This is a genomic window from Aidingimonas lacisalsi (genome assembly GCF_008079445.1).
GTDB lineage: Bacteria > Pseudomonadota > Gammaproteobacteria > Pseudomonadales > Halomonadaceae > Aidingimonas > Aidingimonas lacisalsi.
This window is the reverse complement of sequence record NZ_VRYH01000003.1, coordinates 412,016-423,892: the sequence shown is the minus strand read 5'-3', so window position 1 is coordinate 423,892 and position 11,877 is coordinate 412,016. Positions and strand designations below refer to the sequence as shown.

The following is an 11,877-nucleotide window of genomic DNA, read 5'->3' as shown; positions in this document are numbered from 1 at the left end:
ACTCCTACTCTTGCTATTCACTGTCGCGGATGGTCATCCGGCCCCATGAGCATGCTCAATGCACTTGACTGGGGTTCGCCAGACGAAACGGTGCGATATCCACCTCGAACGCCTGCTGTGTCGCCGTATCGACACAGGTATAAGCGCCCTGCATGACACCGACAGGTCCGTCGAGTACCGCGCGGCTGGTATAACGAAACGTCTGGCCTGGGCCGATCAAGGGCTGCTTACCCACGACTCCTTTACCGCGCACCTCTTGCACTTTGCCGCTCCCTTGCGTGATTTTCCAGTAACGTGCCAGCACCTGTACGCTGTTCTCGGAGTGGTTGTGTATGGTGATGGTATAGCGAAACACGAAGCGCTGTTCGGCAGGTGAGGATTCTTCATCACAGTAGGCCGGTTCCACCTGAACACGGATGTCGGCTGACGACGGTAAATGAGACGACGCTTTCATGAGGGCTTCCTGGCCAGGAAGTTGGCAATGCGCACGAATTCCTCGACGGTCAACGTCTGAGGCCGGCGTCCGGAATCGATCGACAAGCGTTCCAACTCGGCCGGTGTAAGATGGGCTTTCAGGTTGTTCCTCAATGTCTTACGGCGTTGGCCGAAAGCATCACGCACCACATCGAACAGGATGTTTTCATCCACAGCGACATGGGGCAACTCGGCGTGCGGCGTCAAACGCACAATGGCCGAGTCCACGTTGGGCTGAGGGACGAAGGCCTCAGGGGGAACCGAAAACAGGTCATCGACCTGACAGTGGTATTGTGCCATGACCGATAATCGCCCCCATGCGGCCCCTCCCGGCGATGCTGCCAGACGTTCAACGACCTCTTTCTGCAGCATGAAGTGCATATCGGCAATGGCGCGGCCGGCTTCCATCAAGCGTACGATCAGCGGTGTGGCAATATTGTATGGCAGATTACCTACCACCCGCAGTGGTGGTCCGTCGCCCTTGAATGCCAGGTAGTCCAGTTTCAACGCATCACCTTCATGGATGACGAAACCGGGATAGCGAAAGAATTGCACCCGCAGACCGGGCACTAGATCCCGATCCAGCTCAATGACTTCCAGACTGCCGTTCGCTTCCAGCAAGGGCCCCGTGAGCGCACCCTGTCCTGGCCCGATTTCGATCAGGCGATCCCCATCACGGGGTGCAATGGCGCGCACGATACGTGAAACGATGCCCGGATCGCGCAGAAAGTTCTGACCAAAGCGCTTGCGGGCTCGATGTGGCTGGGGGCGAGATGACATGCAGCAATGAATTCCTTGGACTCGCAAAGACGAGGATGATAGCAGTCATTGACTCAGAATGCGTGTGTCACCATGGAACGCGCGAGCATGACGGCTTCTGCCAAGCTCCCCGTATCGGCACATCCCGTCCCGGCCAGGTCCAGGGCAGTTCCATGATCCACCGAGGTACGAATGATCGGCAACCCCAATGTGATATTGGCGCCACGGCCGAAACCTGCATACTTGAGTACGGCCAGCCCTTGATCATGGTACATGGCCAGAACCGCATCTGTCTCCGCCAGGTAACGGGGCGTAAACAGAGTATCGGCCGGTAACGGCCCGAACACCGAGACCCCCTGTGCACGTAAATGAGATAGGGTCGGCGTTATCACCTCGATTTCCTCTCGCCCCAAATGCCCGTCTTCACCGGCATGAGGGTTCAGGCCGCACACCAGAATTCGCGGTGACGCGATACCGAAATGACGCTGCAGGTCAGTGTGCAAGATGCGCACGACCCGAGCCAGACTCTCGGGCCTGATTGCCTCGGCGACGTCACGCAGTGGCAAATGCGTGGTCGCCAAGGCGACACGCAACGTTCGTTTGCCTTGCCAACAGGGATCACGGGCATGAAGCGGGTCGTGGGTAGCCAGCATCATCACGACCTCGTCGATGTCGCAAGCATCGCGCAAGTATTCGGTATGGCCGGTAAAGCCGACGTGCCCCCCATCAATGATGATGCCTTTATGCACAGGGGCCGTTACCATTCCCTGGGCCTGACCGTGACGACAGGCAGCGATCGCCACGTCCAGGGTCTCTATCACGTAATCGGCATTCGCCGCCAGCAGGTGGCCAGGCTGGGATGGTCGCCGCAACGTTACCGGCCAAACCGGTAAGCTCCCTGCAGGTACCCTGGCGGGGTCCTGCCCCAAGGCAAGTGGTTGGATATCGATATCCACGCCTGTCAACGCAGCCCGCTCGACCAGCATGGCTGGATCACCGACAGCGACCAGCCGCACTGATGACGACGACATCTCAGCCGCCAGTTTCACCACCAGTTCCGGCCCGATACCTGCCGGCTCGCCTGTCGTCAATGCCAGCACGGGAGTCGACACGAGGTAATCCCTCAGCCTGCGGCGTCAAGACGATTATCGACGAACGCTTCGGCGCGAATCTCCTGCAGCCAGGCTTCCAGTTCATCGTTGGCCTTGCGCTGGAAAAGTGCCTGACGCGCCTGATCGCGTCGATTGCGACCATTGGCTTGCTGTCCGTCTTCACGGTCGAGCAACTTGACCAGGTGAAAACCGCTCGGACTGCGCAACGGCTCGGTCACCTCGCCTACCGCGAGCTCAGGAATGGTATCCGCGAAGATACTCGGTATTTCACCGGCACTGCGCCACCCCAGGTCACCGCCTTCCAAGGCCTGGCTGCCATCGGACTCGGCCGCCGCCAGTTCGGCGAAATCCGCCCCCTGCTCCAACTCATCAGCCAGTCGACGCACCTCGTTCTGAGCCTGCTGAATCTCGTCAGAGCTCGCGGACTGAGGCAAGGAGACGAGGATATGGGCCAGGTGATACCGATCGCCTTGACGGTCGCCCTGCTGATCAAGGTAACGGTCGATCTCGCGATCACTGACATTGACTCGACGCGAAACATTCGCTTGTTGCACCTGCCGTATCAGGAGGTCACGGCGAACCTGCCGCCGCACATCGGCCAACGTCAATCCATCACCTTCCAATGCATCGGCGAACTGCTCCAGCGTCATGTCATTGCTTTCGGCGATACTGCGCACGGCCGAATTGAGCTCGGTATCGTTGACGCTGAGATCGGCGTTTGCCGCCATCTGCAACTGGATTTCTTCCAGGATCATGCGATCCAGTACCTGACGGCGAAGTGCTTGTTCATCCGGCCCTTGCATCCCGCGCGAAGACATCTGACTGCGCACCTGATCGACCCGAGTCTCGAGTTCGCTTTGCATGATCGCATCCTCGTTGACTACGGCAACGATACGGTCCAGCGGCTCGGCGCTCTGTGCCTGCACCGCCAACGGCAAGATGGCCAGCAGCAAGGCGAGCCCCAGCGGGGCGATGAAACGGCTGCGCATAACTACCTCGTTTACTCTCATTCTGTATCCCGAATTAGGTGTCGTGTCACTCGATCACATCTTGACGGTCGACTCGTCTAGAACGCCGTGGAGCGATATCCCGGAATGGCTTGTTCAAAGTATTCATCCGCCTCCTGGCCTGCACCACCCAGTCCCTTGAAGACGAAGCGCAGGAAGATACCGCGGTCGGTGTAGTCGTCGTCGATACGGTTGGCCGTATCGTTGTCCTCGATCCACTCGCGCCACACCAGTTGCAAACCATAACAGCAGTCATTCCACTGCACACCCGCTAGTTGCTCCAGGGCTCGATCGTTGGTGTTGTCATAAAGGAAACGACCGATCAGATCGATACGTGGATTCAGCTGATACGCCCCTGAGATGTCGTACTCCTCACGGTTGTACCCCAAGCGGTCCTCGGCATCGCCGGAGGGATCAAACCCTTCGAGTTGCCAACGGTAGCCAAGGTTCAACACATGTCCGTCAGGGTCACGATAGCGAAGACTCACGCTATTGCTTTCGGTCAAGTCACGCTGTTCGTCGTACAGCCATTGGTAGCGTGTACTCCAACGATCGCTGATCTGCCAGTTGACGCGCGTTACCACCGGTGAACGGTCACGCACGGCATTGTAGTAACGCTCATAATTGTTCTCTGAAGGCAAGGTATCGGGATCGCCGTTCATGTCGATGTTGCGATCCTCGAAGTAGCGGCTTTGCCCCAAGGCGATGGAGAGGCGCTCACGGCCGCTTTCGTCTTCGAGAAAGCGTGACGCGATACCGTAGGATACCTTGTTCTCATCACCGATACGGTCACTGCCGGAAAAGCGGTAGGGAGACCATAACTGGTTATAGGAGAAAGCACGCTCATTGGTATCGAAGTCCGGAAATTCGCTCTGATCGCGCTCCGGCACATAGGCGTAATACAAACGTGGTTCCAGTGTCTGGCGGTAAGCGGCATCGAACCAGTTCATGTCGCGTTCGAAGATCAGCCCGCTATCCACTGACGTGACGGGTACGGTACGGGACAGGCTCTCGCTTCGCGAGGTATCGCGATTGCCGTAATCGAGTTCATAGGTGGTGTGCAGCATTTCCAGGCGGGGTTCGAGGAACCCCCAGCTTAGCTCGGCTCGCCAGCCGACCGCCGGCGACAAGTGCAGGCGTGTGCCATTGGCGGCCTCACGCAGAGGTATCCTGCGGCTACGCCCCAATTCATCCTCGACGACGCCATTTTCATCGGTATCGAGATCCCGCCAGAAATGGGTCACGTTGGAACGCCACTGCTGATAGAAGCCGGCATCCTGATCCCAGCGGGCATTCGCAGTCAGGCTCGGCAGGCGATAGAACGGCTTGTTCCTCGGATTCAACGGGAACTCCAGTTTCTGATAGCCCTGCGCACGCGCATCGAACTGCCAGCGCTCTCCCCGGTAGTCGACCTGTGCCAGACGCGACAGGCTGTTGGTATCTCGTTCGGCGAAATTGCGTCCGAAGTCATCGAAGTAGCGTCCATCACTGGCGGCACCGTAACGCAGGTTATAATCCGAACGATCCGAAATGCGCCCCTGGTGACGATAATCCACGTACCAACGATCCTCACCCTCGAACTGTCCGTCTGGATCATTGGGGTTGTCGCTATTGCCACCATCGTTATCGCTGGATAGGTAGGCACCTTCAATCTGCCCCTCGAAACCGGGCTGGAGATAACGCAACTCGCCACCGAGCAGCATACCGCTCTCACTGATCCAGCGCGGTGTCACCGTGGCATCGAGATTGGGAGCGATGTTGAAGTAATACGGCTGGCCGTAGTCCAGGGAGTCGGTGGACAACCCCAGTGTCGGCCACAGGAAGCCGCTTTGCCGGCGATCATCAATGGGAAAACGAACCCATGGCCAGTAGAAGACAGGAATATCGCCCATCTCGAGACGCGCATGACGAGCGGTACCGAACCCGCTCTCGCGGTCGAGCTTCACGTCCTTGCCGACCAATGTCCAGATATTGCTACCCGGCTCACAAGTGGTGAAACTGGCATCGTCGAGTACATAACGCCCGTCTTCCAGACGCTCCAGTTGCTGCGCATCGCCACGCAGACGCTGCTCATGCACCACATAATGCGCCGTATCGACTTGCGCCTGGTCGGACTCCAACGACATTTCCGCCGCGTCACCACGTACCAGAATACCTTCATCCCGCAACGCCAACGGCCCCTGGGAAAATACCCGATCCCGTTCGGCATTGACGCGCACTTGCGGCGCTTCCAGTTGACTCTGTCCACGACGCAGAATGACCTCGCCGCTCAGAATGGTTTCCCCGTTATCGCCGTACTCGGCCGAATCGGACGCTGAACGGGTCTGCTCCGGCGTATCGCCCGGTGGCAGACGATAATCGGGAACGATGTAACGCCCCCGGCATAGTGCATCGGGTGGCGCCTCGCCCTCCCACGTCTGCCAATCAAGCTGATCGGCGGGTAGCGGCTCGGGCGGGGCGGCCAGCACGGGGCCAGTCAACATTCCGGATCCAGTCACCAGGCCGGCAAGGGCTGTCCAGTACAATCGCTTACCCATGTTCCTCGATGTCCTTGGCGATGGGAAACCGTTATCATACAGCCCGCGACACGACCTGTGCAGGCATCGCGTCGGTGCGACGCTTCCAGGATGCAGCATGCGGTGGCAACACAGTCCCGTCAACCAAGGAGCCCCAATGTCTTCGGCCTCCCAACCGTCACGTTACGAACAGCTTTGCCACTGGCTGGCCGAACAGCATGGGCTGACACTCGGTCAACTGAACCTCACCCTGGCTGCGGACGATGCCAGCTTTCGACGCTATTTTCGGCTGGCCTTGCCCGATGGCAGGACTCGCATCGTCATGGATGCGCCTCCCGGCAAGGAGGACAGTCGCCCCTTCGTGACCATCGCCGATGCCTGGCAAGACGCTGGACTGCCGGTACCATGCATCCATCATCGGAGTCTCGAGCTGGGGTTCATTGAACTCGACGACCTCGGCGACACGCCCCTTCAGCGCTGTCTCGACGGTGACCACGGGGCGACGACTCTGGCCTGGCACGACCAGGCCCTGACCTTGCTCGACCAGCTACAAACGCGTGCCCCCGGCGAAACGCTACCGGCCTACAGTGCCGATCTGCTAGGACGAGAACTCGATCTGTTCCGCGATTGGTGTGCAGGTACGCTGCTGGCGCTCGATCTGCCCAGCACCTGGCCGAGACTGCGTCAGCAACTGATCGATACGGCACTGGTACAACCAGTGATTGCCGTTCACCGCGATTTCGATGCCATGAACCTGATGGTCCAGGAGCAGCGGCTCTACATGATCGACTTCCAGGATGCCATGCAAGGACCGATCACCTATGACCTGGTCTCTCTCCTGCGCGGCCGTTATTGTCGTTTCCCGCCTGCACAGTACAACGCCTGGCTTGGAGGTTTCCATCAACGTGCCCTGGCCGATGGCCGTTTACCTGACGATACGATATCCTTCGAGCGTTTTCGTTTCCTGGCCGATGCGATGGCAGCCCAGCGTTCGCTCAAGGTGCTGGGCATTTTCTGCCGCCTGGCCTTGCGCGATCACAAGACACGGTTCCTGGCCCGTTTACCGCATTTCCTTGGGCATCTCGATGACAGCCTGGCACCCTGGCCGGAATTCATCTCGTTCCGCACATGGGTGAATGACACACTCGCCCCCGCCCTCAACGAGGAACTGCAACGCCGATCGCTTGCGGGGCAGACATCATGAAGGCCATGATTCTCGCCGCCGGCCTGGGCAAGCGCATGCGACCGCTAACCGACGCTTGCCCCAAGCCACTCCTGCCGGTCGCCGGCAGACCCTTGATCGCTCACCACCTCGATCGCCTGGCATCCGCCGGAATCAGAGACGTCGTCATCAATGTCAGCTATCGTGGGGAGCAGATCATCCAAGCGCTGGGCGACGGCCGTGAATACGGCCTGTCGATCGCCTGGAGTCACGAGGAAACGCCACTGGAGACGGGAGGCGGTATCCTCAAGGCACTTCCCTTGCTGGGTTCATCACCCTTCCTGCTGATCAATGGCGATGTCTGGTGCGATGACGAGTTCCGGCATCTACCACGCCTCGGTGACGACCTGGCCCACCTGTGGCTGGTCGACAATCCCGGACATCACACCACGGGGGACTTCCACCTCGATGGACACGGCCGAGTCGACGACCAGGGCAACCAGCGGCTTACCTACGCAGGTATTGCCTTGATCGATCCTTCCCTCGTCAAGGGTCAAGAACCAGGCGCCTTTCCATTGGCCCCCTTGCTGAGACAGGCCATCGCAGACCAACGAGTCAGCGGTCATCGACTCGTCGGTGACTGGGTGGATGTCGGCACTCCGGAACGACTCGCCGAACTGGATACCCGATTGCGACAGCGCGGCTGAGTCGACGTCCAGAGAGTGCTATGCTGCGCTCTTCCATCCACGTATGCCGAAGGAAATCTATCCATGCAAGCCAGTGTCAAATGGACCGACGGGCGCCAGTTCGTCGCCGAATCCGGGAGTGGTCATAGTGTCGTGATCGACGGTCCGCCCGACCACGGCGGTCGCAACACGGGCCCGCGCCCCATGGAAATGATGTTGATGGGACTCGGCGCCTGCACCTCGTTCGATGTCATGGAAATACTGGAGAAGGCCCGGGCACCGGTCAGCGATTGCGTCGCCGAGATCGAAGCCGAACGTGCCGACAGCGTACCGAGTGTCTTCACGCATATCCATGTCCACTTCAAGGTCACCGGTCACGGTCTGAAAGACGCTCAGGTAAAACGAGCCGTGTCGCTTTCCGCCGAGAAATACTGCAGTGCCTCGATCATGCTCGCCCAGGGTGGCGTCGAAATCACTCATGATTACACGATCATCGAGGAATGACGCCACCACGACGGGAATAGGCACTGAGGCGAGGTGGGAAAAGACGGCGGAGAGTCAGCTCACTCTATCGCCAGGCGTCCCGCTTCGCTCGGGGGCGTTGCACCTTAGATGCGATAGACGCTCTTCGTCATCACTTTCGACATGATGCGCATGCCCAGCTTGGCCGGTAGTGGGAAGCGGGCTCCGCCGGCTTCCAAAGCCCAGCGTTCGTGATGCGCTTCATCTTCGCGCATTTGTTCGAGAATCGCTCTTGAGCGGCGATCATGGGACGGCAATTTCTGCAAATGATCATCGAGGTGTTTGCCGACCTGCTCTTCGGTCGCCGCCACGAATCCTAGACTGATACGATCACCGACCGCCCCTGCGATAGCGCCCAAGCCGAACGACGCCATGTAGAAAGCAGGATTGAGCAGACTCGTGCGCCCCTCGAGCTCTTCGATCCGGGCATCGCACCAGGCAAGGTGATCGACTTCCTCCTGCGCCGCCTGCTCCATCTGCTCACGCGTATCAGGCAGCTTGGCTGTCAGGCCCTGCCCCTGGTACAACGCCTGGGCACATACCTCACCGGTATGATTGATTCGCATCAGACCGACGGTGTGTTCCCGATCCGCTTCGGTCATGGAGGTCTCTTCGATATTGGCCGCCGGCGAGGGACGCGAGGGCCGCGCTGCATGCGGTACGAGCGTACGCAGCACCGTATCGAATTGGTGAATGAGATTGTCGGTGCGGGATAGCTGACGGTTCATGTCACAGCCTCGTTTACTTGATTGTCACCAGTCTAACCGTGCCCCCATGCGTGTGAAAGCGACACTAACGAACGAGCCGCTCCGGAATTCCGGAACGGCTCGAGGATGATGCACCGATGCGCCGCTCACTTGCATATGACAGCGACGGTGTAGCGCTGATTCGCCGACTACCCAGCCGGCCAGGTAAAGCCGCGGCCGCCCATCAGGTGCATATGAATATGATAGACCGTCTGGCCGCCTTTTTCATTGCAGTTCATCACGACACGATATCCATCGTCGGCAAAGCCTCTCTCTTTGGCCAGAGTCGCCGCCGTTTGGGTCAACCGCCCCATCAGCGCCTGGTCACCATCGGCGAGATCATTGAGCGTGGCGATGTGGCGCTTGGGAATGATCAATATATGTGTCGGTGCCTGGGGATTGATGTCGTTGAAGGCCAGAACCTCATCATCTTCATAGACGATATCACCAGGAATCTCTCGATCGATGATCTTGCAGAACAGGCAGTCCATGATGTCTCTCCGGTTGGGGAATGTGCAGTCGCATGATCTGAAGGCAGGATAGCCAACCGTCCCACACTCAGCGAAATCGCCGCTGACTGAGTAGCTGTCTCACCAGCGGCCCCAGAATCAACTCCATGGCCAGCGAAAGGCGCGAACCGGGAACCACCAATGTGTGGGGACGGCTCATGAAGGCATCCTGGATCATGGTCAGCAAATAGGGGAAGTCCACCGTGGAGGGATCACGAAAGCGCACCACCACGAAGGACTCGGCGTCGGTGGGAATATCCTGGACCTCGAAGGGATTGGAGGTATCCACGGTCGGTACGCGCTGAAAATTGATATGTGTCCGCGAAAACTGGGGCTGTATGTAGCGCACATAATCGTGCATGCGCCCGAGGATGGTATCGATAACGGCTTCCTGGGAGTATCCCCTGAGCTTGGTATCGCGATCGATTTTCTGTATCCATTCCAGATTCATCGTCGGCGCCACACCGACCAGAAGATCGACATGACGGGCAATATCATGATCGGCGGTGACCAAGCCGCCATGCAGGCCCTCATAGAACAGGAGATCGGTACCGCAGGGCAGGGATTGCCACTCGGTAAACGTCCCGACCTGATGCCCACCTTCGACCAGCCGACGGTCTTCGGCATGCACATAATGTCGATACGTGCCGGTGCCATGCTCGCCATATTCCTGGAACAAGACCTCCAGCCGATCGAGCAGGTTGGCTTCGACAGCGAAATGCGACAGTTCATCCGTGCGCTCAGGCTCTTCCCGAAAGATGCGAGCCAGCTCATCCTTGGTATAGCGATGAAAAGCGTCGCCGTCGACGAACGCGGCATGGACGTCCTCTCGAGCGAACATGCGCTCGAAGGTTCGTCTGACCGTCGTCGTGCCGGCACCGGACGAACCGGTCACCGCAATGACCGGATATTCGCGTGACATCCTAACGCCCCTTCATTCGCATAACGACTGCTCCGGGAACATGGCTCATGTCTGACGGGCAATCGCCCGATATGCAATATCCCGCCGGTAATGGACACCCGGCCAGGTAATGGCGCCCACACCGCGATACACAAGATCACGTGCCTGGGCCACATCATCACCCAAGGCTGTCACACATAGCACGCGCCCGCCGCTGGTGACGACTCGACCTTGGTCGTCTTGCGTCGTTCCCGCATGAAAGACCTGGCAACCGGTTGCTTCGGCGCTCGCCAACCCATCGATGACATCGCCCTTGCGATAACCGTCTGGATAGCCGCCTGCAGCCAATACGACACCCACGGCTGCGCGTGAATCCCAATCGCACTGCCAGTCGGCTAGATCACCGCTGGCACCGGCCAGACACAGTGCCGCCAGGTCTGATGTCAAACGCAACATGATCGGCTGTGTCTCAGGGTCACCGAACCGACAGTTGAACTCGATGACCTTGGGCGCTCCATCGGGCGTGATCATCAACCCAGCATACAAGAAACCTGTATAGGGGTGTCCTTCCGCCGCCATCCCTCGCACGGTAGGCTCGATCACTTCGCTCATGATGCGTCGGTGTACGTCGTCGGTCACCACCGGTGCCGGCGAGTACGCCCCCATTCCTCCAGTATTGGGCCCCCGGTCACCATCAAGAGCCCGTTTGTGATCCTGGCTGGTAGCCATCGGCAGGATCGACGTGCCATCGACCATGGCGATGAAACTGGCTTCTTCACCCTCCAGATACTCCTCGATCACGACACGAGCACCGGCATCACCGAATGCATTGGCTTCCAGCATATCGCGAACCGCCGCTTCGGCGTCCGACTGGGTCATGGCCACGATCACACCTTTGCCGGCTGCCAGACCATCAGCTTTGACGACAATGGGAGCGCCTTTGGCAGCAAGATAATCGAGAGCCGGCGCCAGCTCGGTAAACGTCGCATATTCGGCGGTGGGAATCTCGTGACGTGCCAGGAAATCCTTGGAGAAGGACTTCGATCCTTCGAGTTGAGCGGCAGACCGAGTTGGCCCGAAAATCGCCAGACCAGCCGCCCGGAATCGATCCACCACACCGGCCACCAATGGCGCCTCGGGGCCGACGATCGTCAGGTCGATGCGCTGCTCGCACGCGAATGCCTCGAGCTCCGGCAATGCCTCGGCACCAATGGGAACATTGACGAGCCTGGGATCGCAGGCCGTTCCGGCGTTCCCAGGCGCCACATAAACGCGAGTGACTTGAGGCGATTGCGCAACCTTCCAGGCCAACGCGTGTTCACGGCCACCGCCGCCAATGATCAGAACCTTCATCTGGACACCTTGCTGATGTTCGACACGGAAAAGGGAATGGCCGGGCATTATGCCAGAAAGTCCTGGTCTCTTCGCGCTACGGCCCGGGCCTTGCCTTCAGACCGCCCGGCTGAGCGGCTGCGTCGAATGC

Annotated in this window: 12 protein-coding genes; 3 read left to right on the top strand and 9 right to left on the bottom strand. The window is 59.2% G+C overall.

Translation table 11 applies throughout. The annotated features are described in order from the left end of the window. Positions 1–55: 55 nt before the first annotated feature. The 5 genes from apaG to FVV99_RS08190 form a co-directional block, all read right to left on the bottom strand. The gene (apaG, locus tag FVV99_RS08210) at positions 56–454 is read right to left on the bottom strand and encodes a Co2+/Mg2+ efflux protein ApaG (RefSeq protein ID WP_148253549.1); all 399 of its coding nucleotides are present in this window, start codon (positions 452–454) and stop codon (positions 56–58) included. After that, a complete protein-coding gene (gene rsmA, locus FVV99_RS08205) occupies positions 451–1,254 on the bottom strand; it encodes a 16S rRNA (adenine(1518)-N(6)/adenine(1519)-N(6))-dimethyltransferase RsmA (protein ID WP_148253548.1) in 804 nt (267 codons plus the stop codon). Before rsmA ends, apaG begins: the two co-directional genes overlap by 4 nt. Positions 1,255–1,307: 53 nt before the next feature. Further along, positions 1,308–2,345, bottom strand: coding sequence for a 4-hydroxythreonine-4-phosphate dehydrogenase PdxA (gene pdxA, locus FVV99_RS08200; protein ID WP_148253547.1), 1,038 nt, complete (start codon positions 2,343–2,345; stop codon positions 1,308–1,310). A gap of 11 nt (positions 2,346–2,356) precedes the next feature. Continuing rightward, entirely contained in the window at positions 2,357–3,334 is a 978-nt protein-coding gene (locus FVV99_RS08195; RefSeq protein WP_148253546.1) for a peptidylprolyl isomerase, read from the bottom strand. Between the two features lie 77 nt (positions 3,335–3,411). Beyond that, complete coding sequence (locus FVV99_RS08190) at positions 3,412–5,889, bottom strand: LPS-assembly protein LptD (RefSeq protein WP_148253545.1); 2,478 nt, start codon at positions 5,887–5,889, stop codon at positions 3,412–3,414. A gap of 136 nt (positions 5,890–6,025) precedes the next feature. Between FVV99_RS08190 and FVV99_RS08185 the strand changes: the two genes are divergently transcribed. The 3 genes from FVV99_RS08185 (at position 6,026) to FVV99_RS08175 (ending at position 8,220) form a co-directional block, all read left to right on the top strand. Continuing rightward, positions 6,026–7,072: an aminoglycoside phosphotransferase family protein gene (locus FVV99_RS08185; protein WP_148253544.1), complete on the top strand. Its 1,047-nt coding sequence runs from the start codon at positions 6,026–6,028 to the stop codon at positions 7,070–7,072. Beyond that, positions 7,069–7,737 carry an N-acetylmuramate alpha-1-phosphate uridylyltransferase MurU gene (gene murU, locus FVV99_RS08180; RefSeq protein ID WP_148253543.1) on the top strand — a complete coding sequence of 223 codons (669 nt, stop codon included), beginning with the start codon at positions 7,069–7,071 and terminating at the stop codon, positions 7,735–7,737. Before FVV99_RS08185 ends, murU begins: the two co-directional genes overlap by 4 nt. 63 nt (positions 7,738–7,800) lie before the next feature. Beyond that, positions 7,801–8,220, top strand: a complete 420-nt coding sequence (locus FVV99_RS08175) for an OsmC family protein (RefSeq protein ID WP_148253542.1) — start codon at positions 7,801–7,803, stop codon at positions 8,218–8,220. Between the two features lie 104 nt (positions 8,221–8,324). Here the strand turns inward: FVV99_RS08175 and coq7 are convergent, their stop codons facing one another. The 4 genes from coq7 to purD form a co-directional block, all read right to left on the bottom strand. Continuing rightward, a complete protein-coding gene (coq7, locus tag FVV99_RS08170) occupies positions 8,325–8,966 on the bottom strand; it encodes a 2-polyprenyl-3-methyl-6-methoxy-1,4-benzoquinone monooxygenase (RefSeq protein ID WP_148253541.1) in 642 nt (213 codons plus the stop codon). A 167-nt stretch (positions 8,967–9,133) separates the two neighbouring features. Next, complete coding sequence (locus FVV99_RS08165) at positions 9,134–9,475, bottom strand: histidine triad nucleotide-binding protein (protein WP_148253540.1); 342 nt, start codon at positions 9,473–9,475, stop codon at positions 9,134–9,136. Between the two features lie 67 nt (positions 9,476–9,542). Beyond that, positions 9,543–10,415, bottom strand: a complete 873-nt coding sequence (locus tag FVV99_RS08160; protein ID WP_148253539.1) for a phosphoribulokinase — start codon at positions 10,413–10,415, stop codon at positions 9,543–9,545. A gap of 45 nt (positions 10,416–10,460) precedes the next feature. After that, complete coding sequence (purD, locus tag FVV99_RS08155) at positions 10,461–11,747, bottom strand: phosphoribosylamine--glycine ligase (protein ID WP_148253744.1); 1,287 nt, start codon at positions 11,745–11,747, stop codon at positions 10,461–10,463. Between the last annotated feature and the right edge of the window lie 130 nt (positions 11,748–11,877).

Bases quoted from the DNA above. Each gene is read 5' to 3' on its own strand.
- FVV99_RS08195 (WP_148253546.1), bottom strand. From the start codon at position 3,334: ATGCGCAGCCGTTTCATCGCCCCGCTGGGGCTCGCCTTGCTGCTGGCC.
- FVV99_RS08165 (WP_148253540.1), bottom strand. From the start codon at position 9,475: ATGGACTGCCTGTTCTGCAAGATCATCGATCGAGAGATTCCTGGTGAT.
- purD (WP_148253744.1), bottom strand. From the start codon at position 11,747: ATGAAGGTTCTGATCATTGGCGGCGGTGGCCGTGAACACGCGTTGGCC.
- FVV99_RS08185 (WP_148253544.1), top strand. From the start codon at position 6,026: ATGTCTTCGGCCTCCCAACCGTCACGTTACGAACAGCTTTGCCACTGG.
- FVV99_RS08160 (WP_148253539.1), bottom strand. From the start codon at position 10,415: ATGTCACGCGAATATCCGGTCATTGCGGTGACCGGTTCGTCCGGTGCC.
- FVV99_RS08175 (WP_148253542.1), top strand. From the start codon at position 7,801: ATGCAAGCCAGTGTCAAATGGACCGACGGGCGCCAGTTCGTCGCCGAA.
- murU (WP_148253543.1), top strand. From the start codon at position 7,069: ATGAAGGCCATGATTCTCGCCGCCGGCCTGGGCAAGCGCATGCGACCG.
- apaG (WP_148253549.1), bottom strand. From the start codon at position 454: ATGAAAGCGTCGTCTCATTTACCGTCGTCAGCCGACATCCGTGTTCAG.
- FVV99_RS08190 (WP_148253545.1), bottom strand. From the start codon at position 5,889: ATGGGTAAGCGATTGTACTGGACAGCCCTTGCCGGCCTGGTGACTGGA.
- rsmA (WP_148253548.1), bottom strand. From the start codon at position 1,254: ATGTCATCTCGCCCCCAGCCACATCGAGCCCGCAAGCGCTTTGGTCAG.
- coq7 (WP_148253541.1), bottom strand. From the start codon at position 8,966: ATGAACCGTCAGCTATCCCGCACCGACAATCTCATTCACCAATTCGAT.